At 67.8% G+C, this 25,029-nt stretch carries 18 protein-coding genes and 1 tRNA gene; 6 read left to right on the forward strand and 13 right to left on the reverse strand.

Annotated features, from left to right (window positions below):
- Positions 1-11: 11 nt before the first annotated feature.
- The 4 genes from rlmB to QLQ15_RS16280 all read right to left on the reverse strand — a co-directional run bounded on the left by rlmB (position 12) and on the right by QLQ15_RS16280 (position 6,672).
- Positions 12-755: a 23S rRNA (guanosine(2251)-2'-O)-methyltransferase RlmB gene (rlmB, locus tag QLQ15_RS16265; protein ID WP_283213787.1), complete on the reverse strand. Its 744-nt coding sequence runs from the start codon at positions 753-755 to the stop codon at positions 12-14.
- Between the two features lie 130 nt (positions 756-885).
- On the reverse strand, positions 886-3,330 hold the full coding sequence (rnr, locus tag QLQ15_RS16270; protein WP_283213788.1) for a ribonuclease R: 2,445 nt from the start codon (positions 3,328-3,330) through the stop codon (positions 886-888).
- 149 nt (positions 3,331-3,479) lie between these two features.
- On the reverse strand, positions 3,480-4,511 hold the full coding sequence (locus QLQ15_RS16275; protein WP_283213789.1) for an autotransporter outer membrane beta-barrel domain-containing protein: 1,032 nt from the start codon (positions 4,509-4,511) through the stop codon (positions 3,480-3,482).
- A gap of 2,076 nt (positions 4,512-6,587) precedes the next feature.
- Positions 6,588-6,672 (reverse strand) — tRNA-Leu (locus QLQ15_RS16280).
- 283 nt (positions 6,673-6,955) lie between these two features.
- Here QLQ15_RS16280 and rnk point away from each other — a divergent pair.
- The 3 genes from rnk to QLQ15_RS16295 all read left to right on the forward strand — a co-directional run bounded on the left by rnk (position 6,956) and on the right by QLQ15_RS16295 (position 10,452).
- The gene (rnk, locus tag QLQ15_RS16285) at positions 6,956-7,369 is read left to right on the forward strand and encodes a nucleoside diphosphate kinase regulator (RefSeq protein ID WP_283213790.1); all 414 of its coding nucleotides are present in this window, start codon (positions 6,956-6,958) and stop codon (positions 7,367-7,369) included.
- 83 nt (positions 7,370-7,452) lie between these two features.
- Positions 7,453-9,696, forward strand: coding sequence for a DNA topoisomerase IV subunit A (gene parC, locus QLQ15_RS16290; protein WP_283213791.1), 2,244 nt, complete (start codon positions 7,453-7,455; stop codon positions 9,694-9,696).
- A gap of 96 nt (positions 9,697-9,792) precedes the next feature.
- The gene (locus QLQ15_RS16295) at positions 9,793-10,452 is read left to right on the forward strand and encodes a thiopurine S-methyltransferase (RefSeq protein WP_283213792.1); all 660 of its coding nucleotides are present in this window, start codon (positions 9,793-9,795) and stop codon (positions 10,450-10,452) included.
- An 18-nt stretch (positions 10,453-10,470) separates the two neighbouring features.
- On the opposite strand, the gene bfr is transcribed toward QLQ15_RS16295, so the two are convergent.
- The 4 genes from bfr to QLQ15_RS16315 all read right to left on the reverse strand — a co-directional run bounded on the left by bfr (position 10,471) and on the right by QLQ15_RS16315 (position 14,375).
- Positions 10,471-10,956, reverse strand: coding sequence for a bacterioferritin (gene bfr, locus QLQ15_RS16300; RefSeq protein WP_283213793.1), 486 nt, complete (start codon positions 10,954-10,956; stop codon positions 10,471-10,473).
- A 98-nt stretch (positions 10,957-11,054) separates the two neighbouring features.
- A complete protein-coding gene (locus QLQ15_RS16305; RefSeq protein ID WP_283213794.1) occupies positions 11,055-12,209 on the reverse strand; it encodes a threonine aldolase family protein in 1,155 nt (384 codons plus the stop codon).
- Positions 12,210-12,324: 115 nt separating this feature from the next.
- Positions 12,325-14,019, reverse strand: coding sequence for an asparagine synthase B (gene asnB / locus QLQ15_RS16310; protein WP_283213795.1), 1,695 nt, complete (start codon positions 14,017-14,019; stop codon positions 12,325-12,327).
- A 107-nt stretch (positions 14,020-14,126) separates the two neighbouring features.
- On the reverse strand, positions 14,127-14,375 hold the full coding sequence (locus QLQ15_RS16315; RefSeq protein WP_283213796.1) for a hypothetical protein: 249 nt from the start codon (positions 14,373-14,375) through the stop codon (positions 14,127-14,129).
- On the opposite strand from QLQ15_RS16315, the gene QLQ15_RS16320 reads away from it, so the two are divergent.
- A complete protein-coding gene (locus tag QLQ15_RS16320) occupies positions 14,374-16,725 on the forward strand; it encodes a penicillin acylase family protein (RefSeq protein WP_283213797.1) in 2,352 nt (783 codons plus the stop codon). The genes QLQ15_RS16315 and QLQ15_RS16320 overlap by 2 nt on opposite strands.
- Before the next feature lie 40 nt (positions 16,726-16,765).
- On the opposite strand, the gene dapE is transcribed toward QLQ15_RS16320, so the two are convergent.
- The 5 genes from dapE to map are packed head-to-tail and all read right to left on the reverse strand — an operon-like array spanning position 16,766 to position 22,579.
- Positions 16,766-17,911, reverse strand: coding sequence for a succinyl-diaminopimelate desuccinylase (dapE, locus tag QLQ15_RS16325; protein WP_283213798.1), 1,146 nt, complete (start codon positions 17,909-17,911; stop codon positions 16,766-16,768).
- Positions 17,908-18,270, reverse strand: coding sequence for a Spx/MgsR family RNA polymerase-binding regulatory protein (locus QLQ15_RS16330; RefSeq protein WP_283213799.1), 363 nt, complete (start codon positions 18,268-18,270; stop codon positions 17,908-17,910). Before QLQ15_RS16330 ends, dapE begins: the two co-directional genes overlap by 4 nt.
- An 8-nt stretch (positions 18,271-18,278) precedes the next feature.
- A complete protein-coding gene (gene dapD / locus QLQ15_RS16335; RefSeq protein ID WP_283213800.1) occupies positions 18,279-19,172 on the reverse strand; it encodes a 2,3,4,5-tetrahydropyridine-2,6-dicarboxylate N-succinyltransferase in 894 nt (297 codons plus the stop codon).
- The gene (gene glnD / locus QLQ15_RS16340) at positions 19,173-21,806 is read right to left on the reverse strand and encodes a [protein-PII] uridylyltransferase (protein WP_283213801.1); all 2,634 of its coding nucleotides are present in this window, start codon (positions 21,804-21,806) and stop codon (positions 19,173-19,175) included.
- Entirely contained in the window at positions 21,803-22,579 is a 777-nt protein-coding gene (map, locus tag QLQ15_RS16345) for a type I methionyl aminopeptidase (RefSeq protein ID WP_283213802.1), read from the reverse strand. The genes glnD and map overlap by 4 nt, the downstream gene beginning before the upstream one ends.
- 339 nt (positions 22,580-22,918) lie before the next feature.
- On the opposite strand from map, the gene rpsB reads away from it, so the two are divergent.
- Positions 22,919-23,731, forward strand: a complete 813-nt coding sequence (gene rpsB / locus QLQ15_RS16350; RefSeq protein WP_283213803.1) for a 30S ribosomal protein S2 — start codon at positions 22,919-22,921, stop codon at positions 23,729-23,731.
- A 135-nt stretch (positions 23,732-23,866) separates the two neighbouring features.
- Positions 23,867-24,748, forward strand: a complete 882-nt coding sequence (tsf, locus tag QLQ15_RS16355) for a translation elongation factor Ts (RefSeq protein ID WP_283213804.1) — start codon at positions 23,867-23,869, stop codon at positions 24,746-24,748.
- The last annotated feature ends 281 nt before the right edge of the window (positions 24,749-25,029 follow it).

Genomic DNA, 25,029 nt, shown 5'->3' on the forward strand with positions numbered 1-25,029 from the left:
GTGCAATGCGTTCAACCGCGCTGGCGAACGGCCTCGAACAGCGTCACGCCGGCGGCCACCGAAACGTTGAGGCTTTCCACGCCACCGCCCGGCATGGGGATGCGGACCAGCCGGTCGCAGTTCTCGCGGGTAAGACGGCGCAGGCCGTCGGCTTCGCCACCGAGCACCAGTCCCACATTGCCGGTGAGGTCCAGCGCGTACAGCGAGTCCTGTGCTTCACCGGCCAGGCCGTACAGCCACACGCCCAGCTTCTGCAGGTCGCGCAGGGTACGCGAGAGGTTGGTCACCGGGATCACCGCGACACTGTCGGCGGCGCCGGCCGAGGTCTTGCGCACGGTCGCGTTGACCTGCACCGACTTGTCCTTGGGGATGATCACCGCGGTCACGCCCGCGGCGGCCGCGCTGCGCAGGCAGGCGCCGAGGTTGTGCGGGTCCTGCACGCCATCGAGGATCAGCAGCAGCGCGCGGCCTCCGGCGGCCTCGACCAGCCCTTCCAGTTCGTTCTCATTCCACGTTTTCGCCGCCGCGTAACGCGCGACCACGCCCTGATGGCGCAGGTTGCCGACCACACCATCCAGCGCCTGCGTCGCGACACGGCGCACGTCGATGTCCAGTCGGCGGGCATTGCTTTCGATCTCGGTGAGGCGCGGATTCTTCGCACCGGCTTCGATCAGCACTTCACGCACGTGTTCGGCGTCGTGCTCCAGGGCCGCCGACACGGCGTTGATGCCGGCGATCCATTGTTTCTGGCTCATGGTATTTCCATTGATGTTGTTGGGCGCCGCTCGACGCCCGGATTCCCGGATCGTCATCCCCGCGAAGCGGGAATCCAGCGCCTTGCTTCCGTTCGAAGCCACTGGGTTCCCGCTTCCGCGGGAACGACGGTCAATACTTCTGTTTCACCCGCCGCGCCGGCTGCCCACGGGGCGGCAGCGGTTTGGCGCCGCGCTCCTCGACCAGCCGGAAATCGATCTTGCGCTCCTCGACACTGGCCTTCATCACCACGATGCGGACGCGATCGCCGAGGCGGAACTCGCGTCCGCTGCGCTCGCCGGACAGCGTCTTTCGGATCGGGTCGAAATGGTAATAGTCGTGGGGCAACTGGGTCACGTGCACCAGGCCGTTGACCTTGGACTCGTCCAGCTCGACGAACAGGCCGAAGCTGGTCACGCCGCTGATGACGCCCTCGAACTCGCCGCCGACGTGCTGCTCCATCCAGGCGGCACGGTAACGCTCGTCGACCTCGCGCTCGGCCTCGTCGGCACGGCGTTCGCGCTCGGAGCACTGCAGCGTCAGCGCCGCCATCTCGCTGGGCGAATAGCGGTACTTCTCCGGCTTGCCGCCGCTCAGCGCGTGCTTGATCGCACGGTGCACCAGCAGGTCCGGGTAACGGCGGATCGGTGAGGTGAAGTGCGCGTACGCCTGCAGCGCCAGGCCGAAATGGCCGACGTTGTCGGGCGAGTACACCGCCAGCGACTGGCTGCGCAGCAGCACCGATTCGATCAGGGCCGCATCGGCGCGCTCGCGGATCTTGCGCAGCAGCGCGGTGAAATCGCGCGGTTCCACGCGGCCCCACGCCGGCATTCGCAGCTTGAACTCCTTCAGGAACTCCTGCAGGTCGGCGTACTTCTGCTCCGGCGGCTTGTCGTGGATGCGGTACGGCGCCGGCACGTGGTGCGAGATCAGGTACTTCGCCGCCTCCACGTTGGCGGCGATCATGCACTCCTCGATCAGCTTGTGCGCGTCGTTGCGCTGGAGCATGCCGGCCTGGACGACTTCGCCCTTCGGGCCGAGCACGAAACGCACCTCGCTGGATTCGAACTCGATCGCGCCGCGTCGTTCGCGCGCCTTGGCCAGGATGCGGTACAGCTGGTGCAGCCGCTCCACGTTGGGCAGCAGCGAACCGATGCGCCCCAGCGCATCCTCGCGGTCGGCTTCGGGGATGTTCTCGCCCACCGCATTCCACACCTGCGTGTAGGTCAGGCGCGCGTGCGAGTTCATCACCGCTTCGTAGAACTTCGACCGGGTGACCTCGCCCTCGCGATCCACCTGCATGTCGCAGACGAAGCACAGGCGGTCGACCTTCGGGTTGAGCGAACAGATGCCGTTGGACAGCGTCTCCGGCAGCATCGGGACGACGAAGCCGGGGAAATACACCGACGTCGCGCGCTTCTGCGCTTCATCGTCCAGCGGCGTACCGGGGCGCACGTAGTGCGACACGTCGGCGATGGCCACGATCAGCCGGAAGCCGTTGCGGTTGGGCTCGCACCAGACGGCGTCGTCGAAGTCCTTCGCGTCCTCGCCGTCGATGGTGACCAGCGGGAGCTCGCGCAGATCCACGCGCTGCGCGGCGGTGGCGGCGTCGACGGTAAGCGGCACGGCCGCGGCTTCGTCCAGCACCGGCTGCGCAAATTCGTGCGGAATGTCGTGTCCGTGGATGGCAGCCTGCACCGCCAGCGACGCCGTGAGGCGGTCGCCCAGCACCGCCAGCACGCGGCCGATCGGCGCACGCTGCGGGCCGCGCTCGTCGGGCGATTCCACCAGCTCGCACACCACCAGCTGCCCGTTCTGCGCGCCCAGGCGTTCGTCCGGCGGAATCTGCACGTTGCGCTGGATGCGGCGGTCGTCGGGCACCACGTAGCTGATGCCGGCCTCCATCACGAACCGGCCGATCAACCGGTTGAGGCGGCGTTCCAGCACGCGCAGGATCGCGCCTTCACGACGTCCCCGGCGGTCCACGCCGGTGACGCTGGCCAGCGCGCGGTCGCCGTGCATGACCTTGCGCATCTCCATCGGCGGGAGGAACAGGTCATCGCCGCCGCCGCCGGCTTCCGGCCGCAGGAAGCCGAAGCCGTCGGGATTGGCGATCACCACGCCCGGCACCAGGTCCAGCTGCTGGGCGGGCACGTATTCGCCCATGCGGTTGCGCAGCAGCTGGCCGTCGCGAACCATCGCCGACAGGCGCTTGCCCAGCGCGTCGAAACGGTCCGGTGCGGACAGCCCCAGGCGTTCCGCCAGCGCCTCGGCGGGCATTGGGCCGTCGGACTGCATCAGCATCTGCAGGATCACTTCGCGGCTGGCGATGGGCTGCTCGTAACGGGCGGCCTCGCGCGCAGCATGCGGATCGTGGAAGGCCGTACGCGACGGCGCGCGCCCACGCGGCGGCATCGGTGGCGGTTCGGGCAGCCAGCCGGGGCGCTTGGGCGCCTTGCCCGGCGCCTTGCCGGACTTTGCGGAATGGGGGGAGTCCGTCGACTTGCGCGACGGTGACTTGCGCGATGCGGCCTTGGGGCCGCCGGACTTGCCGCGGCTCGGCGTCTTTCTGCTCATTCAGACATGGTCGCACATCGGCATGAACACGGTGTCGGCGGCGGCCAATCCGGTCGTGCAGAACGAAAAACCGCCCCGTTGGCGGGCTATCGAACTCCGGTCGGGTTACAGCACTTGTTCGCCCGCGACAGTGCGCTTTGCGCGGTGGATCAGAACGCCCACGACAGGAACAGCCTGAGTTCCCAGACGTCGTTGTCGCCCTGGCCCAGGCTGAGGTAGCCAGCGCTTGCTTCGACGAACATGGCCTGCGACACGAGAGCGCGAGCACCCACGCGCGCGGATCCCAACCAGGCCGAAGTGGACGCCAGGCGCAGGTCGGACGTCAGAATCCCGCCGTCCTGCGGGCGAATGAAGGCGTAGTTCGCGCCGAGCTCGCCGTAGGGAATCACGACGCTGCGCTCCGTATGGAAGGTCCTGCTCACTTCCAGCAGGCCTTCGATCGTGCCGTTGTCGTAGCTGTCCTGGGCGACTTTCAGCGCGAGGGGCGTGTCGAACACGGTGCCGGACAGCGAGTAGGCATCGTTGTCGTAATGGCTGTAGCTGAGAGTGAACTTCGGGCGAAGAGTGAATTCCCCCGTCTGGTACTGACCGGTAGTGTTCAACGCGAGCGACACGCGCGTGGAGTCGTAGCTGCCGGTGAGCACGGCAACCCGGGAGTCGTTGGACAGCCACGAGTACACGACCGAAGCGTCCATCGCCCATCGCTGCGACAGCGGCTGCGCCAGGTAAGCGCCGATGCCGTAGCCATCCGTTTCCTGGTGAAGGCTGCCGTCGAATCCGTCGCTCTCGTTGTTCTCGTACGACACCATCGCGCCGGCGACAACATCGTTCCCGAGTCGGCGGTCAGCACCAAGGGTGAAGTAGTTGCCGCTGCCATCCGTGTCCAGCCCATGTCGCTGATCGGATGTGTCGAGCGTGCGGCCGTCGAACCACAGGTTCCAGCGCGTGGGTGTTGCGAACTCACGCCCGGGCGTGACGGGGACGGATTGGCCGAACCCCGATTGCGCCTGCTCCGCGGCGATGCGATCGCAATCGCTGTAATCCTCGGCGTCGCTCGAGCGCCCATCGCGCGCCCACTCCGGGCAATTCACGGCCTGATCCAGAACCGCACGCCGCTCCAGCGTGGCGTCGTCGATCGCCGGCACCGGCGAAGCCGGTGTAGTCGGCGCAGGAGGCGTCACGCCGGCAGGCGGTGCGGGGACGGTGGGTGTAAGCCCGGTCGGCGGAAGTGTTGCCACAGGAGGCGTCACGCCACCGGGCAATGCCGGCGTCACTGCGGTCGGTGGTGCCAAGGGAACACCGGGCGTGAGGCCCTCGGGTGGGAGCGTTGCGATGAGTGTTGCGACACCACCGGGAATCGCGGGCATCGCACCGCTGGGTGGACGTACTGCGACGGGTGGCGAGACACCGCCCGGTTGTGTCGGCATGGCTCCGGAAGGCGGCAGTGTCGCGATCGGCGACGCAACGCCACCGGGAAGCGTGGGCATCACGCCACCGGGTGGAAGTGCTGCGACAGGCGGCGCGACAGCGCCTGGACGCGAAGGCATCACGCCGGCAGGCGGCGGCGCAGGGAGAGCGGGACGCGCCGGCGTTGCACCACTGGGTGGGCGTGTTGCCATTGGCGGCGCGACACCGCCCGGCAGCGTGGGCATCACACCCGAAGGCGGCAGCGTCGCAATGGGTGGTGCAACTCCGCCGGGAATGGTTGGCATAGCGCCGGCCGGTGGCAACGTTGCCACCGGCGGGGCGATCGCGCCGGGCCGTGACGGCATCGCGCCGGAAGGCGGCGCTGCCGGGAGAGCGGGACGCGCCGGCGTTGCACCACTGGGTGGGCGTGTTGCCATTGGCGGCGCGACACCGCCCGGCAGCGTGGGCATCACACCTGAAGGCGGCAACGTCGCAATGGGTGGTGCAACTCCGCCGGGAATGGTTGGCATCGCGCCGGAAGGCGGCGCCGCAGGAGGACCTGGCAGCGTCGGCATCGCGCCGGTGGGCGGACGTGTTGCGACGGGTGGCGCTACACCGCCGGGCCGCGTCGGCATCGCGCCGGAAGGCGGCGCCGCAGGACGGCCTGGCAACGTGGGCATCGCGCCAGTGGGCGGCAGCGTCGCAATGGGGGCCGCAATGCCGCCAGGCACCGAGGGCGTGAGCGGCGTGAGGTTCCCGGGCGATGACGATCCGCCGGGTGGGCGGCCTCCCCCGGGCGGACGAAGTTCGGGCAGGTGGATGAACGACGGAAAGGTGATGCCACCCTTCTGGTTCTGCGAATCGATCATGCAAGGTCGATTGCCTTCGATCACGAGCAACTGATGCACGCCGCCATTGCCGTTGGATACGACGGGCGACAGCGTCACGCGCAGGCCGCGTCGGCTGCGCTGCCACTGGTCGACCGTCTGACTGCCCTGAGCCGATTCCAACTGAAACGAACCCGCGCCGGTGGCCGACAACCAAACCGAGCGCGCTTCGTTGGCCGTGACCCCCAGGTACGCCAAGCCGCCACGGTCCTTGCACTGTTGCGCGTGAGCCGCACCAGACGCGATCAGCGATGCCGTGCCCAGCAGTATCGCAACGGGGAGTGGACCGCCGAAGGTGCGTGTTGCCGCGGCGGTTACGGCGTCATCCGGTGCCGTGGCGGGATCGTTGATCGCCTTGCGCATGGCTCTCCCAACGCGCCCCTGGCAAGACGAGGCAGAGCGCATTTTTCGACGGGCATGATCATCAGAACGTGATGGCGTCAGGGTTCACGCACCCGCATGGCGCTCAATTCACTCGTGCACACGCACCCGGACGACGGTCCTGGTTAACCACGAAAAAGTGGGCTGGTGTTACCGCAGGGGCCGGAGCGTGTTCAGCGATGGTTGCGACCATGGGAGCCGCATCGGGAGTCGACAGGTGGCGCCGGAGGCGCGGAGCAGTGCTCGCGCGTGGTCGCGGCATGCCGAGCCTCCGCCAGGCTGACCTCTCACAGGTTGCCGGGCGCGATCCGATTGCCGCGGCCGTTCGGCCGGATGTATTTCAGTCGCCAGTGTCGCTCGCCCGACTCCGCGATGATCGCGCGGAGTACTCCGCCGTCGTAGGGCGGAGAATCGGCCGGCTTCACGCTCTTCAGATGCGCTTGCGGCGTCTTCGTAGCCGTATCCCCATGGCCCAAGGGGCTGCAACGGCACTCCTGGAATGCCGGAAAACAAAAAACCCCGCTATTGGCGGGGTTTCTGGCTACTTTCCGGAACGTCTTGAGACGACCTGAAACTATGTGTTGGTGCCCAGGAGAGGACTCGAACCTCCACGGTTTTACCCGCTAGTACCTGAAACTAGTGCGTCTACCAATTCCGCCACCTGGGCAATCTCGCCGGTTTGCGCCGTGCGAGGCCGCGTATGTTGCGTCGCGGCGGGCGCCTTGTCAACGCCCCGTGACAGAAATTTTCATTTTTCCCGCCGCGCCCGTCCATGCGCGTCGCAAGCGATTGATCCGCCTCAAGCCCCGTCTCACGCCAGCGGGCGCATCATGCGGTCGTGCCGGCGCTGCCGGTTGATGCGTCCGCGGTTCGGGGCTATGGTCCCCGGACATTACTGATCAGCGGGCGGCGCACCGTGTGCGTCGCCCGCACTGCTTTAGGAGACCTGCATGTCGACACCGACCACCCCCCTGCTGCTCTCTCGCCTCGACGTGGAGCGCCTGGAAGCCCTGCTCGAGCAGCCGGCGGCGCAGGGCATCGACACCTCCGCGCTGGAGGCCGAGCTGGAGCGCGCGGAAGTGGTCGAGCCGGCGCAGATGCCGTCCGATGTCATCACCATGAACTCGACCGCACGCTTCCTCGACGAAACCAGCGGCGAGGAACATGAACTCACGCTCGTTTATCCGCGCGACGCGGACGGCAGCCACGACAAGGTGTCGATCCTGGCGCCGGTGGGCACCGCGCTGCTGGGCCTGCGCGTGGGCGCGAGCATCGAATGGCCGGTCCCCGGCGGACGCACGATCCGCCTGCGCGTGCTGTCGATCCGCTTCCAGCCCGAAGCCGCCGGCGAACTGCATCGCTGACTCCGTGCCGCGTGCACGGCCCGCGCGCCGCACGCGTCGCTAGAATCGCCCCATCCTGACGTCACCTGGTCCGCTTCCGCTCCATGAACGACACCGTCCGTCCCGCATTCCACGGCTTCGAACAGATCCCGCTGCGCGAGTATGCCGAGCGCGCCTACCTCGACTACTCGATGTATGTCGTGCTCGACCGCGCCCTGCCCTTCCTTGGCGACGGCCTGAAGCCGGTGCAGCGCCGCATCATCTATTCGATGAGCGAGCTGGGCCTGAGCGCCGCCTCCAAGCCCAAGAAGTCCGCGCGCACCGTGGGCGACGTCATCGGCAAATACCACCCGCACGGCGACAGCGCCTGCTACGAGGCGTTGGTGCTGATGGCCCAGCCGTTCTCGTACCGCTATCCGCTGATCGAGGGCCAGGGCAACTTCGGTTCCACGGACGATCCCAAGTCGTTCGCGGCCATGCGCTACACCGAGTCCAAGCTCACCCCGATCGCCGAGGTGCTGCTGGGCGAGCTCGGCCAGGGCACGGTGGACTGGTCGCCCAACTTCGACGGCACGCTGGAGGAACCCAGCTGGATGCCGGCGCGCCTGCCGCATCTGCTGCTCAACGGCACCACCGGCATCGCCGTGGGCATGGCCACCGACGTGCCGCCGCACAACCTCAATGAGGTCGTCAGCGCCTGCGTGCGCCTGCTCGACGACCCGGATGCCACCACGCGCGACCTGTGCGAGCACGTGCGCGGCCCGGACTACCCCACCGCGGCCGAGATCATCACGCCGGCGGCGGACCTCCTGCAGATGTACGAGACCGGCCTGGGTAGCGTGCGCGCCCGCGCCGTGTACGAGAAGGACGGCAGCAACCTGGTCATCACGGCGCTGCCGTACCAGACCTCGCCGGGCAAGGTGATCGAACAGATCGCCACGCAGATGCGTGCAAAGAAACTGCCGTGGCTGGAAGACATCCGCGACGAGTCCGACCACCTCAATCCGACCCGCATCGTGCTGGTCCCGCGCAGCAACCGCGTGGACGCCGAACAGCTGATGGGCCATCTGTTCGCGACCACGGACCTGGAGAAGAGCTTCCGCGTCAACTTCAACGTGATCGGCCGCGACGGCCGACCGCAGGTGAAGGGGCTGAAGGCATTCCTCAGCGAATGGCTGGCGTTCCGCACCGACACGGTGACGCGCCGCCTGAAGCACCGCCTGGAAAAGGTCGAGCGCCGCCTGCACCTGTTGGAAGGCCTGCTGGTCGCCTTCCTCAACCTCGACGAAGTGATCCGCATCATCCGCACCGAGGACGAACCCGCTCCGGTCCTGATGAAGCGCTTCAAGCTCACAGAGGAACAGACCGATTACATCCTCGAAACCCGGCTGCGCCAGCTCGCACGCCTGGAAGAGATGAAGATCCGTGGCGAACAGGCCGAGCTGGAAGCCGAGCGCGAACAGCTCATCGCCACGCTCGACAGCAAGGCCAAGCTGAAGAAGCTGATCAAGGACGAACTGCTGGCCGACGCGAAGAAGTTCGGCGATGCCCGTCGCTCGCCGCTGGTCGCGCGTGGTGCGGCGCAGGCGCTGTCCGAAACCGAACTGGTCACCAGCGAGCCGATGACGGTGGTGATCAGCGAGAAGGGCTGGGTGCGCGCCGCCAAGGGCCACGAGATCGATGCGGCCGCCCTCAGTTACCGCGAAGGCGACGAACTGCTGGCCTCGACCAAGAGCCGCAGCACGCAGCAGGTCGCGTTCCTCGACTCCACCGGCCGCTCGTATTCGACCGTCGTGCACTCGCTGCCGTCGGCGCGCGGCAACGGCGAGCCGTTGACCGGCCGATTCTCGCCAGCACCGGGCGCCTCGTTCCAGGCGCTGGCCAGTGGCGACGACGACACGCGTTTCGTGCTGGCTTCCAGCCATGGCTACGGCTTCGTCACCCGCTTCGAGAACCTCACCGGACGCAACAAGGCCGGCAAGGCGATGCTCTCGCTCACGCCGGGCGCGAAGGTCGTGCAGCCTGCGCCGGTGACGAACGTGGACAGCGACCGCATCGCGGTGGTGACCAACGTCGGCCACCTGCTCGCGTTCCCGGTCGGCGAACTGCCGGAGCTGGACAAGGGCAAGGGCAACAAGCTCATCGACATCCCGAAGGCGAAGCTCGGCACCGAGCGCGTGGTGGCCGTCGCGGTGGTCACGCCGGGCGGCACGCTGGTGGTGAAGTCCGGCGCGCGCACGATGTCGCTGTCGTTCAAGGACCTGGACGAATACCTCGGCGCCCGCGCCACCCGCGGCGGCCTGCTGCCGCGCGGCTGGCAGAAGGTCGAAGGTCTTTCCTCCGAGTAAATCGCCCGCTGGTGCGGACTCCCGCAACGGCGGGAGTTCCGGCCGCGTGTCTCGTCACTCCGCCTGCGTCCGCGCAGGCTCAACGAACGGATTCCCATGCAGCCCGACTTCTGGCATCAGCGCTGGCACGATAACCAGATCGGCTTCCACCAGGACCAGCCGACGCCGCTGATGCTCAAGCACTGGCCGTCGCTGCAGGTGCCAGCGGGCACGCGTGTGTTCGTGCCGCTTGCCGGAAAGTCGCGCGACATGGCGTGGTTCGCCGCGCAGGGCCATCCGGTGCTGGGCGTGGAGTTGTCGCGCATCGCGGTGGAGGCCTTCTTCGCCGAACACGGGCTGACGCCGGCCGTGCGCGAATCGAAGTACGGCCGCCATTACGAAGCCGAAGGCATCGAACTGATCTGCGGCGATGCCTTCGCGCTGGATGAAGCGGCGCTGGCCGACTGCGGCGCGGTGTTCGATCGCGCCGCGCTCATCGCACTGCCGCCCAACCTGCGTGAGCGCTACGTGCACGAGCTGTATGCGCGGCTGCCATCGCACTGCCGCGGCCTGCTGATCACGCTGGAGTACCCGCAGCATGAAAAGGACGGACCGCCTTTCAGCGTGATCGAGGATGAAGTCCACGAACGCTATGCGCGCGACTGGAACGTCACGACGCTGGAACGTCGCGACATCCTCGCGCAGCAGCCGCGGTTCGCGGAGGAAGGCGTCACCGCTCTCGATACCGTGGTGTACCGCCTGCAGCGCCGGGACTGAACCCGGCGCCTTCGAGGATCATTCCTCTGACGGTTTCTGCGCCAGGCGCGCGGTCAGATAGTTCTGCAGACCCAGGCGCTTGATGAGGCCGAGCTGCTGCTCCAGCCAATGCGCATGGTCTTCCTCGGTGTCCTGCAGCTGCACGCGCAGGATCTCGCGGCTGACGAAATCGCCGTGCTGCTCGCACAACGCGATGCCCTTGGCGAGCGCGCCACGCACGTGGTACTCCACTTCCAGGTCGCGCTGCAGCATTTCCTCGACGGTATGACCGGCGACGAACTCGTCCGGCCGCATGTCCGGGTCGCCCTCCAGGAACAGGATGCGTCGCAGCAGCGCGTCGGCGTGCTCGGTTTCTTCCTGCATCTCGTGGCCGATGCGCTCGTATAGCGAGTGCAGGCCCATGTCCTCGTACCGGCGGGAATGGATGAAGTACTGGTCGCGCGCAGCCAGCTCTCCGCGCAGCAGCACCTTCAGGTAATCGACGACTTCGGGATGGCCTTTCATGGGGGGACCTCCTGGAAAACGCGCCCATGGTGCCCGATCGCGACGGACCGCGTTCTAATCGGAATCACTCGCAATTGGCACGGGACCGCCCGCTCCCGTCACCCCTTCGCGGCCGCCAGCAGACTCTGCGCGATGACCTCGGGGCTCGCCCGCAATACGCTCGGATTCACCTGCATGGCGTACTCGCCTGAATCCGGGTTCGGCCGCGGCAGCAGCACCCCCCGGCTTCGCGCGCGCTCGCGAAGCGCGGCTCCATCCACGCCCGCGACCGAGAGAAAGAACCGGCTCGTACCCATCGGCACCTTGCGGACCTTGAATCGGCGATCCTGTTTCAGCAGCGCGATGACGCGATCCGTCACCTGCCATGCCCGCGCGTAATCCGCCTCGTAGCTGTCGACGTACTGCGCTGCCACCGCCGCCACCGGCCACGCCTGCGGCAGCGATCCGCCGAACATGCGACGCGTGTGGTACAGGCCCTCGATGAACGCGGCGTCGCCCGCGAGGATGGCCCCGGATGCGCCGTTGAAATGCTTCCACAGCGAGACGAACACCGTGTCGAACATCGCCGCATACTCCTGCACGCCGTGCCCGGAGTGATACGGCAGATTGAACAACCGCGCGCCATCCAGATGCAGGCGAATTCCCTGCTCGCGCGCACGGCGACACACGCGCTGGAGCTCGTCGAAATCGACCATCTCGTGGTCGCGGCGCCGCACGGGCGATTCGATCGAAAGCACGCCCACCTTCATGGGCACGCGTCCTCCGGCAGAGCGTTCCACCCAGTCATTCACTTCGTCCAGCGTGATCGTGCTGCGGCCCTCGGCCAAGGGGACGAGGTTGAGATCGCTGAGCACCCCGCCTGCATCGCCACTGTCGGCATAGAAATGGCTTTCCGCCTGCACCAGCACGCGCCGGTCGGGACCGGCGAGCTTGCGCAGCGCGATGTGGTTGGCAAGCGTGCCCGTCGGCACGAACATCGCCGCCTGCTTGCCGAGCTTGCGCGCGAAGGCGGCCTCAAGCTCCTCGATCACGCCGCCGTTGGAATAGTTGTCCGCGGGCAGGTCCCGGCGGGTCGTCGCCTCGTGCAGTGCCGCCGCGTACTCACGCGGCGACAGGCCTAGGCCGTCGTGGATGAAGTTGACCTCGCGGAACAGGGCTGCATCCGCGTCGTGGACATCGCCTCCGGTCGACTGCGCCAATACCGGCGACGCCGCAGCAAGACCACCCACGGCCAGAAACTGGCGACGATCCATCGGCGCTACTCCGATTTTGGCGAAGCGACAAAGGTACCTTCCGCCGACGACGATTGCATTTGGCGACCAGCACATCTGCCCGATCAGGTCGGCAGGCCTGCCGACGCAACCGGCGTCACACAAGCGCCGACTGGTGCACCCCCGCCACCGCGCGGCCGGAAGGGTCGGCCATCTTCGCGAACGCTTCGTCCCAGGCGATCGCAGCCGGCGAGGAACACGCGATCGACTTGCCGCCAGGCACTGTCTCGGCGCACGCGGCACCCGGGAAGAACTGCTCGAAGATGTGGCGGTACAGGTAGGCCTCCTTGGTCTGCGGCGGGTTCACGGGGAAGCGGCTCGACGCCGCGGCGAACACACGATCGCTGATCTGCGCCTGCGCGTGCGCCTTGAGGCCGTCGATCCAGCCGTAACCGACGCCGTCGCTGAACTGCTCCTTCTGCCGCCACAGGATCGAATCGGGTAGATAACCCTCGAACGCTTCGCGCAGGATCGCCTTCTCGATGCGGCGCTTTCCGTCGGCACCGGTACCGGCCATCTTGTACGTGGCGTCCATGCGCATGGCGACCTCGAGGAACTCCACGTCCAGGAACGGCACGCGCGGTTCCACGCCCCAGGCCATCATCGACTTGTTGGCGCGCAGGCAGTCGTAGTTGTACAGCGCGTCCAGCTTGCGCACGGTTTCCTCATGGAACTCGCGTGCGTTCGGCGCCTTGTGGAAATAGAGATAGCCGCCGAACACCTCATCGCTGCCTTCGCCCGAGAGCACCATCTTCACGCCCATCGCCTTGATGCGCCGTGCCAGCAGGAACATCGGCGTGGACGCGCGGATGGTGGTGACGTCATAGGTTTCGATGTGGCGGATCACCTCCGGCAACGCGTCCAGACCTTCCTCGAAGGTGTAGGTAAAACCGTGGTGCACCGTGCCCAGGGCCTTCGCCGCGATCTCCGCCGCGGCCAGGTCGGGCGACCCGTCCAGGCCGATCGCGAAGGAGTGCAGGCGCGGCCACCAGGCTTCCGTCGCGTCGTTGTCTTCGATGCGCTTTCGCGCGAAGCGTGCCGCCACGGCAGCCACCAGCGACGAGTCCAGGCCACCCGACAGCAGCACGCCGTAGGGGACGTCGCTCATCAGCTGCCGGTGCACCGCACGCTCGAAGGCTTCACGCAGTTCCTGGTGGCTCACCTCCACGCCGCGCGTGGCATCGTGATCGCGCCAGGGCCTCTCGTAGTAGCGCACCAGCTCGCCCACTTCGCTGTCGTAGTAGTGCCCGGGCGGGAACTGCGCCACGTCCGCGCAGGTATCGGCCAGCGCCTTCATCTCCGAGGCCACGCACAGGCGACCGTCGCGATCGTGCCCCCAGTACAGCGGGCACACGCCAATGGGATCGCGCGCGATGAGGTAACGACCACGCGGGCGATCCCACAGCGCGAAGGCGAAGATGCCGTTGAGCGCGTTGAGCCAGGCGCCGATGTCGGGCTGCTGCCGGTACAGCGCGTTGATCACCTCGCAGTCCGAGCCGGTCTGGAACGCGTAAGGCGCCGCCAGGACCTGCTCGAGTTCGCGGTGGTTGTAGATCTCGCCGTTGACTGCCAGCACCAGGTCGCCGTCAGCCGAACGCAGCGGCTGCGAGCCGCCGGCGGGATCGACGATGGCCAGACGCTCATGAACGAGGATCGCGCCTTCGTCCAGATGCACGCCGCTCCAGTCGGGGCCGCGGTGGCGCTGGCGTTGGGACAGCTCCAGTGCGCGGCGTCGCAATGCCTGCACGTCGTCGCCGGGCTGGAGGCCGAAGATGCCGAGGATGGAACACATGGTGATGACTCCTTATCGATGACGGGGTGAGTTTTTGGAGGGCATAAACGACGAAGCCCGCGCTTTTCGGCGCGGGCTTCGTGAGTGATCTGGCGGTTTACAACGCGCTAGTCACCGGCCCGCGGGAGGCTGGCGTTATTGCGGTTGTTGTTGTTCAGGCCGGCCACGGGCTGGCGGCCGCGAAGAGCGGCGTCGGCAACGTGGGCAAGGGCCTGGACGGAGGTCATGGGTCGATCCTGCTTGAGGTTCCGACGGCTTGCAAGCGTTTCATCCGAAACGATCGGCGCGTCAGGGGCCTTCCCGGCCCCACGCCCGTCGCGAGGGCAGGTAAAGTCGGCGCGGGGAGGATTGTTCATGACGAAATGGATCAAGCGCGGGCTGATGGGCCTGCTGGTGTTGCTGCTGGCCGCCGTGGCGGCCGTGTGGTGGTTGATGCGCGGCAGCCTGCCGTCGCTGGAAGGCGAGCTGGCATTGCCCGGACTGTCGGCGCCGGTGACCATCGAGCGCGATGCGCTGGGCGTGGCGACCGTATCGGCCGCCAACGAAGTCGATGCCATGCGCGCACTCGGCTACGTGCACGCGCAGGAACGCTACTTCGAGATGGACCTGCTGCGCCGCACCGCCGCGGGCGAGCTGTCCGAACTGTTCGGCCCCGCCGCCCTGGACCTGGACAAGCGCCACCGCGTACACCGCATGCGCGCACGCGTGGACGCCAACCTCGATGCCGTGCTGGGCGACAAACGCGAACTTGCCCAGGCCTACGTGCAAGGTGTCAACGCGGGCGTGGGCGCACTGAAGACGCGCCCGTGGCCGTACCTGCTGCTGCGCACGCAACCGCGTGCGTGGACCGTGACCGATTCAGCGCTGGTCGGCTATGCGATGTACTTCGACCTGCAGGACGCGCAGAACGAACGCGAGCTGGCGATGTGGCGCATCCGCCCGCACCTGCCCGCGGCGCTGTATGCGTTGCTTGCGCACGACGGCTCAAGCTGGGACGCCCCACTCGCCGGGCGCGCACGCGGCGACGCCGCATTGCCCGATGCCGCCACCGTCGACCTGCGCACGCTGCCCATGCCGAAGAGCGGGAACCCGGCGCAGGTGCCGGAACGCTCCGACGTGGGCAGCAACAATTTCGCGGTATCGGGCCAGCTCACGCGCGACGGCCGCGCGATCGTCGCCGACGACATGCACCTGGGCCTGCGCGCGCCGAACATCTGGTTCCGCGCGCGGCTGCGTTATCCCGACGCGCGCGCCGCCGATGGCCGCGTCGACGCCACTGGTTTCACCCTGCCCGGCCTGCCGGCGCTGGTGGTCGGCAGCAACGGGCGCGTGGCCTGGGGTTTCACCAACAGCTATGGTGACTGGCTCGACTGGCAGCGCGTTCCCGCCTGCGCGAACGCGCCCTGCCCCGGCGTGACGCGCACGGTCGAACGCATCCGCGTCGCGGGCCAGGACGATGTGGAGTTCCCCGTCGATGAAACCGCATGGGGCCCCATCCTGCAGCACGACAGCGACGGCAGCGGACTGGCGCTGCGCTGGGTCGCGCATCTGCCGGGCGCGATGAACCTGGGCCTGGCTGACTTCCTTCACGCACATACGCTGGACGATGCACTGACAGTCGCCGATCACACCGCCATCCCGGGGCAGAACCTCACCATCGGCGACCGCGCCGGACGCATCACCTGGCGTCTGCTCGGCCCGGTACCGCTGCGTCAGCCAAGCTGCGCCGCCACCGAGGTCACCGATGCGGCAAGTTGCGCACCGTGGTCGTTCACCACCGCCTCGGGCGTCGCGTTGCCGATCGGCTCCGTGCAGCGGGTGTGGACCGCCAACGCGCGTGTGGTAGACGGCAACCTGCTCGCCCGCGTCGGCGACGGTGGCTACGCCAACGGCGCGCGTGCCAGGCAGATCCGCGACGACCTGTTCGCGAAAGACCAGTTCGCCGAGCGCGACCTGCTGGCGATCCAGCTCGACGACCGCGCGTTGTTCCTGCAGCGCTGGTGGCAATTGCTGCGCGAGCGCGATGCCGCGGCCTCCTCGCCTGCGCTGCACGAACTGGCAACGGCCGCGACGAAGTGGCAAGGCCGGGCCAGCACCGATTCAGTGAGCTACCGCATCGCGCGCGCGTGGCGCCTGGCCGTGCACGATCGTCTGCTCGACGGCCTGACCGCGCCGGCGCACGCCGCGCTCGGCGATGCGTTCGAGATGCCCAACCTCTCGCATTTCGAAGGCGTCGCATGGCCGCTGGTCACGCAGCGTCCGGCGAATCTGCTGCCGCGCCGCTTCGCCAGCTGGGAAGCGCTGTTCGAGGATGCCGCCCGCGAAGTACGTGACGAACTGAAGCCGCAGGGACCGCTCGACGCACGCACGTGGGGCGAGCGCAACACGGCGAAGATCTGCCATCCGCTGTCGCGCGCGATGCCGGGCTTCGCCAAACCGGCGCTGTGCATGCCCGCCGACGAGCTGCCCGGCGACAGCGGCATGCCGCGCGTGCAGGCCGCGGATTTCGGCGCATCCGAACGCATGGTGGTGTCGCCGGGCCACGAGGCCGACGGCATCATCCACATGCCCGGCGGACAGAGCGGAAACCCGTTGTCGCCATTCTGGGGCGCCGGCCACGACGATTGGGTGCACGGTCGCCCCACGCCGTTCCTGCCGGGCGCGACGAAGTACTCGATGACGCTGACGCCGTCGGCGCAGCGATAAGAGACGTGGCCCGGGCCAGTGCGCCCGGGCCACTGATGCGCTAGGCCAGCAGCATCCGCTCGATCAACGACTGGTACAGGGCCGGAAGCGCCTGCAGGTCGGCGACGGACACGTGTTCGTCGACCTTGTGGATGCTCGCGTTCACCGGACCGATCTCGATGCACTGCGCCCCCAGGGGCGCAATGAAGCGCGCATCGGACGTACCGCCGCCGGTACTCTCCTCTGGCGCGGCGCCCGCGTGCGCGCCCAGCACCGCCCGCGCGGTGGCGCGCAGCGGGCCCTCGGGCGTGTAGAACGGTTCACCGCCGCGATGCCAGCGCACCTGGTATTCCAGGCCGTGGCGATGCAGCACGTCCTCGCATTCGCGCTCGAGCTGCTCTGCGCGCCAGTTCGGGTTGAAGCGCAGATTGAACAGCACCTGCAACTCGCCCGGGATCACGTTGTTGGCGCCGGTTCCCGCGTGGATGTTGCTGATCTGCAGGCTGGTCGGCGGGAATGTCTCGTAGCCGCCGTCCCAGCGGCGCGCCGCCAGTTCGCTCAATGCAGGCATCGCCTGGTGAATCGGGTTGCGCGCCTTTTCCGGATAGGCGACATGGCCCTGCACGCCGTGCACGGTCAGCGTGGCCGACAGCGTGCCGCGACGTCCCACGCGCAGCAGGTCGCCGAGCTTCGACGTCGACGACGGTTCGCCGGTGATGCACCAGTCCAGGCGCTCGCCGCGCTTGCGGAACACGTCGGCGACCTTGCGCACGCCGTCCACGGCATCGCCTTCTTCGTCGGACGTCAGCAGCAGCGCGACGCGGCCGGGATGGTCCGGGTGCGCCGCCACGAAGCGTTCCAGCGCGATCACGAACGCCGCCACGCTGCCCTTCATGTCGGCGGCGCCGCGGCCGTAAAGGACGCCATCGCGGATGTCCGGCACGAACGGATCGCTACCCCACGCCTCGCGCGGACCCGACGGCACCACATCGGTGTGACCCAGCAGCACCAGGGTGGGACCTTCACCGCCGTGCACGGCCCAGAGGTTGTCGACATCGCCGAAGCGCAGGTGCTCGCAGCGGAAATCCGCAGCCAGCAGGCGCCGCGCGATCAGCGCCTGGCAGCCGGCGTCTTCCGGCGTAACCGAACGACGCGCGATCAGCTCCCGCGTCAAGGCCAGCACATCATCATGCGCGGTCGTGTTCATCCACCGATCCCGAAGCGCTTCTTGAATCCGTTGTCGCTGAACCCCTGCGTCACTGCGCCGTCGCCGGTAACCACCACCGGACGCCGGATGAGCTGCGGATATTCCTTCAGCAGCAGCTTCCACTCGGCATCCGACGCGGGCGATCTGCGCGTGTCGGGCAGCGTGCGCCAGGTGGTGGACGACTTGTTGATCATCGCCTCCCAACCGCCCAGCGCGTCCTTCCACTCCACCAGCGTTTCCGGCGATTGCCGGTCGTCGCGGTAGTCGATGAAGGCATGCGCGACACCGAAACGGTCCAGCCACTTGCGGGCCTTCTTGCAGGTGTCGCAGTTGTTGAGTCCGTAGAGCGTGGTCGCCATTGCGGCCGTCACTCCGCCAGCCCGCGCAGCAGATCGTTGATGCTGGTCTTGCTGCGCGTCTTCGCGTCGACCTGCTTGACGATGACGGCGCAGTACAGCGAATGCGGACCGTCCTTGGCCGGCAGCTGGCCCGACACGACCACGCTGTACGGCGGCACATAGCCGTAGCTGACCTCGCCGGTCGCGCGGTTGTAGATGCGCGTGCTCTGGCCCAGGAACACGCCCATGCCGATCACGCTGTGATGGCCGACGACCACGCCTTCCACCACTTCCGAACGTGCGCCGATGAAGCAGTGGTCCTCGATGATGGTCGGACTGGCCTGCAGCGGTTCCAGCACGCCGCCGATGCCGGCGCCGCCGGACAGGTGGCAATGCTTGCCGATCTGCGCGCACGAACCCACGGTCGCCCAGGTGTCGACCATCGTGCCCTCGCCCACGTGCGCGCCGATGTTGACGAAGCTCGGCATCAGCACCACGTCCTTGCCGATGTGCGCGCCGCGTCGCGCGATCGCACCCGGCACCACGCGCGCGCCGAGCTTGCGGAAATCGGACTCGCCGAATCCGTCAAAACGCGCCGGCACCTTGTCCCAGTAGGGCGCGGGGTAGCCCTCGACCACCTGCATGTCGTTGACGCGGAAGTACAGCAGCACCGCCTTCTTCAGCCACTCGTTGACGGTCCAGCCGCCCTTTCCGTCCGGCTCGGCCACGCGGAACTCGCCGTTCTCCAGGCCGGTGATCACACGTTCCACCGTGGGCCGCGTGGAGCCTTCGATCTCGTCCGGCGTCAGCATGGCGCGCCGTTCGAACGCGCTGTCGACCATGAACTTCAGTTCGTCGATGCCCGGGCCCTTCGGTGCGGCCTTCTTGCGGACGGTCTTGCGGGCGGTCTTCTGCAAAGCCATTCAACAGTCTCCTTCGAGGCAGGCCAGCAGTGCGGTGCGCAGTGCCTGCCGTTGCGTTTCGTCGAGCGCTTCATCGCGCCCGTCGGGATGGGGATGGGTGATCTGGAACACGTCCTCGGCGCGCTCGCCGAACGTGGCGATGCGCGCGTCGTGCACACGCAGGTTCTGGCTGCGGATCGCGTGCGTCACGTCCGCGAGCAGGCCCGGGCGATCGGTGCAGACCAGGCTGAGCATCGTGCGTGCGCGCTCGCCTTCGCCAAGGGTGTCGAAGCCGATCTGCGGCGCGATGCGGAAATGCCGAAGATGGCGTGGCTGCGCGCGACGCGCGGGCTTGATGCGTTCCAGATCGCCGGCCAGCGCCGTGGCAAGGCGGTGCTCGACCTCGTCATTGCCGGGCGGACAGCGCGGATCGATCGGCACGACCTCGAAGCTGTCGAAGACCATGCCGTTCGGACCATCGAGCACGCGCGCCTGCTGGATCGCCAGACCCAGACGATCGAGCGTGGCGACGATCGCCGCGAACAGGCCGTCGCGGTCCGGCGAGTGCACGAATACTTCCAGCGCGCCGGCGTGTTCGCCCAGCGCACGCGCACGCACGCGCGTTTCGCCCACGGACACGCCGCGCAGCGAAGCCGCCTGCCACGCGATCTGGTCCGGGCGGCCACGCTGGAAACCGACTTCCGGCATGCGTGCGTACAACGCATCGATCTCGTCGTCGCCGATGCCGAGGGTGGCGAGCATCGCGCGCGCCGCGTCGCGGGTTTCGTTCGCGCGTTCGGCACCCGCCACGGGGTGTTCCAGTCCGCGCCGCAACGCCAGGCGCGTGGCGGTGTAGAGATCGGCCAGCAGGCGGTCCTTCCACGCGTTCCACAACTTGGGCGACGTGCCGGCGATGTCGGCGCAGGTCAGCAGGTAGAGGTGATCCAGGTGCTCGCGGTCGGCGACCTTGCCGGCGAAGCGGTGGATCACCTCCGGATCGGCGATGTCCTGCTTCTGCGCGGTGACGGACATCAGCAGGTGCTGGCGCACCAGCCATTCGACCAGCGAGGTGTCGGCCTGCGACAGGCCCATCGTGCCGCAGAAGATGCGCGCGTCTTCGGCGCCCAGCTCGGAGTGATCGCCACCGCGGCCCTTGCCGATGTCGTGGAACAGGCCTGCGAGCAGCAGCAGTTCCGGCTTGCGAAGGCGCGGCCAGACTTCGTGCGCGATGCTGAAACGCTCGTCGGCGATGCCCGAGGCGAAACGCGCCAGGTTGCGCAACACGGCCAGCGTGTGCTGGTCCACGGTGAACACGTGGAACAGGTCGAACTGCATCCGGCCCGACACCTTGGCGAACGCCGGAATCCATCGGCCCAGCACGCCCAGGCGCGCCATGCGTTCCAGCGCATGCACCGGGTGCGGGCCGCGCAGCAGCGAGAGAAAGCGCTCGCGCAGCGCCGGCTCGGCCTGCTGGAAGGCCGGTACACGCGATAGGGATTCGGCCAGCGCGCGCGCGGTCTGCGAATGCAGGCCGCGCACGGCATCGTGCGAGGCCCACACGGCGAACAGCGCGAACACGTCGTAGGCATCGCGCGGCCAGTGCGCGTCGCGTGCGGCGAGGTAATCGCGGCGCAGTTCGAACGCGTGGTCGATCGCGACCGGTGCGCTCTCGCCCTCGATCTGCTCCTCGAATCGCTGCAGCAGCCGCTCGCCGATGCGCAGCACCAGCGCAGCGCTGCGGTAGAAGCCCTGCATCATCTGTTCGACGGCAAGGTTGTCGGCGTTGTCAGTGTGCCCCAGCCGCTGGGCCAGCAGCTTCTGGTAGTCGAAACGCAGGCGCTCCTCGCGCTTGCCCGCGACCAGATGCAGGCCGAAGCGCAGGCGCGACAGCGCACGACGCTCGCGTTCGAGCGTGGCCAGTTCATCGGCGCCGAACTGACCGATGGCGACCAGCGACTCCAGATCGCCCGTCCCCACGATGCGCAGCGCCATCCAGCGCAATGTCTGCACGTCGCGCAGACCGCCTGGGCCTTCCTTCAGGTTGGGCTCGAGGTTGTCGGCGGTGTCGTCGTAGCGCGCGTGGCGCAGCCGCAGCTCCTCGCGCTTGGCGGCGAAGAACTCGCGCGCGGGCCACACCAGGCTGGGCGCGATCGCCGCCTGCAGTGCGTGCAGGTGTTCGACCTGCGCGATCAGCGGACGCGCCTCCAGCATCGAGGTGAGCACGGTGATGTCGGACGCCGCCTCGGTGCACTGCGTGGGCGAACGCACCGCGTGACCTACCGGAAGTCCGGCGTCCCACAGCAGCGCCACGAAGCGCGAAAGCGCTTCGGCATGCATGGCCTGCGCATCGGGCTCGGCAAGTACCAGCAGGTCGACGTCGGACTGCGGGAACAATTCGGCACGGCCATAGCCGCCGGTCGCGAACAACGCCAGCGGTGCATCGCCGGGAAGGCAGGCCTTCCATGCATTGCGGACCTGTGCGTCGATCGCTCCGGCGCGCGCCTGCAGCAGGCGGTCGATGTCGGCGTTCGCATCGGCATCGAAGGCCTTCGCCAGGCCAGCATCGACCGTGGCGATGGCATTGCGGATGGAAGCAGCTCTGTCGACGCCCTCCAGCGCCGCCGGATCGGTCTCGGCGGCGACCGAGTCAGTCATAGGTCGTTGTCGTCCCCGGGCGTGCGCGTGAGGATTTCCACACCGTCCTCGGTGACGGCAACGGTGTGCTCCCACTGCGCCGAGAGCTTGCGGTCCTTGGTGACCACGGTCCAGCCGTCGGGCAGCAGCTTGGTATGGCGCGTGCCTTCGTTGATCATCGGCTCGATCGTGAACGTCATGCCCGGCCGCAGCACCAGCCCTTCGCCGGCGCGCCCGTAATGCAGCACCTGCGGGTCCTCGTGGTAGATCCGGCCGATGCCGTGGCCGCAGTACTCGCGCACCACGCTGAAGCGCTCGGCTTCGGCGAACTGCTGGATCGCCTGGCCAATGTCGCCCAGGGTCGCGCCCGGCTTGACCGTGCGGATGCCGCGGAACATCGCCTCGCGGGTGACGTCCACCAGGCGCTTGGCCATGACCGAGGGCGAGCCAACCACGTACATGCGGCTGGTGTCGCCATGCCAGCCGTCCTTGATGACGGTGACGTCGATGTTGATGATGTCGCCGTCCTTCAACACCTTGCCCGGGCTGGGGATGCCGTGGCAGATGACGTTGTTGACCGACGTGCAGACCGTCTTGGGGAACCCCTTGTAGCCCACGTTGGCCGGAATGGCCTGCTGCACCTTGACGATGTGGTCGTGGCAGATGCGGTCCAGTTCCTCGGTGGTAGCGCCAGCCTTGACGTGCGGCGCGACGACCTGCAGCACCTCGGCGGCCAGGCGGCCGGCGACGCGCATCTTCTCGATCTCTTCGGGGGTCTTGATGGTGATCGGCATGCCGGCATTATGGGCCATCCGGAGCGCATTCAGAGTCCCGAGCGGCCCAAAGTTGCCTGTAACAGACTGTTACGGCTACAATTCCGCGGCTCTGCGGCCGGCCCCGTGCCCGCCCAGCCGCCCACGCCAGGGCGTAAGCCCCCGGGTCCCAACCCGGAGGCAGGCGAATACACACCCTCAGCCACCCTCCGTGCCGGGGTGCTGGCGATCCCCCAGGGGTCGCCGGTTCGGCCACGGAAGCTGGGGGGAGGCCCAACCCCGGAACCCCGCCCCCGGCTCTGCCGCGGGCACCGCCATCCCTTATCCGGCGGCCGGTTCCACTGCCTGGAGTTCAATGCAATGCCCCAGATCACCATGCGCCAGATGCTCGAAGCCGGCGTCCACTTCGGCCACCAGACCCGTTACTGGAACCCGAAGATGGGTCCGTACATCTTCGGTGCCCGCGGCAAGATCCACATCATCAACCTCGAGAAGACCGTTCCGCTGTTCAACGACGCGATGAACTTCATCTCGGGCGTCGCCCAGAAGCGCGGCATGATCCTCTTCCTGGGCACCAAGCGCAGCGCGCGCGAATCCATCAAGGAAGAAGCCGAGCGTTGCGGCATGCCGTACATGACCCAGCGCTGGCTGGGCGGCACGCTGACCAACTTCCGCACCGTGAAGCAGTCGGTGCAGCGCCTGAAGGATCTGGAAGCGGCCGAAACCGACGGCACCTTCCAGAAGCTGGTCAAGCACGAAGTGCTGGGCCTGCGCCGTGAGCGCGACAAGCTGGAAGCCTCGCTGGGCGGCATCAAGGACATGAACCGCCTGCCCGACGCGCTGTTCGTGATCGACATCGGCCACGAAGACATCGCGATCAAGGAAGCCAAGAAGCTGGGCATTCCGGTCATCGCCGTGGTCGACACCAACTACGATCCGGAACTGGTCGACTACGCGATCCCGGGTAACGACGACGCCATCCGCGCCGTGCAGCTGTACGCCCGCGCCGCCGCCGACGCCGTGCTGGAAGGCAAGGCCGCCTCCCCGCAGGCCGCCAGCGTCCGCGAGGAAGACTTCGCCGAAGCCGCCGAAGGCGAGGAAGGCGCTGAGCGCAAGGCTCCGCGTCGCGCGCCCGCCAAGAAGGGCACCAAGAAGGCCGAAGCGGCCGAGTAAGACCCGCGTCATGCGGCCGCGCGATCATGCGCGGTCGCATCGCCGCTTTCTCCGGCCCGGGTCACGGCCCGGCCGGGGACTCCGAATCGCACAAGGCGGGCCCATCCCGCCCTTCATTATTTTTCGAGGTACCCCATGGCTGAAATCACCGCTTCCCTGGTCAAGGAACTGCGCGAGCGCACCGGCGCCGGCATGATGGAGTGCAAGAAGGCGCTCACCGAGAACAACGGCGACATCGACACCGCGGCCGAGTGGCTGCGCAAGTCGGGTCTGGCCAAGGCCGACAAGAAGGCCGACCGCGTGGCCGCCGAAGGCCGCATCGCCGTCGCCCAGAACGGCGGCAACGCCGTGCTGGTCGAGATCAACTCCGAGACCGACTTCGTCGCCAAGGACGAGAACTTCCTGGCCTTCGCCAACGCCGTCGCCCAGGCCGCCCTGGCCTCCGGCGCCGCCGATGTCGAAGCCCTGAAGGCCGCCAAGCTGGCCTCCGGCGAAACCGTCGAGGAAACCCGCGCCGCCGCCATCGCCAAGCTGGGCGAGAACATCCAGATCCGTCGCCTCGCCCGCGTCAACAGCGCCGGCAACGTCGCTGCCTACGTGCACGGCGGCAAGATCGGCGTGCTGATCGAAGTCACCGGCGGCGACGCCGAGCTGGCCCGCGGTCTGGCGATGCACGTCGCCGCGATGAACCCGCCGCACAACAAGGCTGCGGACGTCCCGGCCGAGTTCGTCGCCAAGGAAAAGGAAATCGAGCTGGCCAAGATGTCCGACAAGGACAAGGCCAAGCCGGCCGAGATCCTCGAGAAGATCATCAGCGGCAAGATCGCCAAGATCGTCAACGAGGTCACGCTGTACGGCCAGCCGTACGTGCTGGACACCAACCAGACCGTCGAGCAGGTGGTGAAGGCCGCTGGCGCCGACGTGGTCGGCTTCCAGCGCCTGGTGGTCGGCGAAGGCATCGAGAAGGTGGTGGAAGACTACGCCGCCGAAGTCATGAAGCAGGCGGGCCTGGCGTAAGCCAACCCACCGGCGGGACAAAGAAAAAGGCCGCGAGCGATCGCGGCCTTTTTCCTTTTGCGGACGGCACCGGGGAGGTGGCGCCGTTAGGGGGAGGGTCTGGAGAAGCCGTCCGGGGCTTCTCCAGAGGGGGATCGAAACGGCAGGGTCCATTTCGATCCCGGTCGGCAGGTCCCGTGGTTCCCGCCGGTAACGCACCATCCTGGTACGCATCACCATCGCGGCCGTTCCGTCGGCCGCTTCCGGAAGTGCGCCATCCTTGGCGCGGCGCTTTCCTTTTC

It is taken from the genome of Lysobacter stagni, assembly GCF_030053425.1.
Taxonomy (GTDB): domain Bacteria; phylum Pseudomonadota; class Gammaproteobacteria; order Xanthomonadales; family Xanthomonadaceae; genus Lysobacter_J; species Lysobacter_J stagni.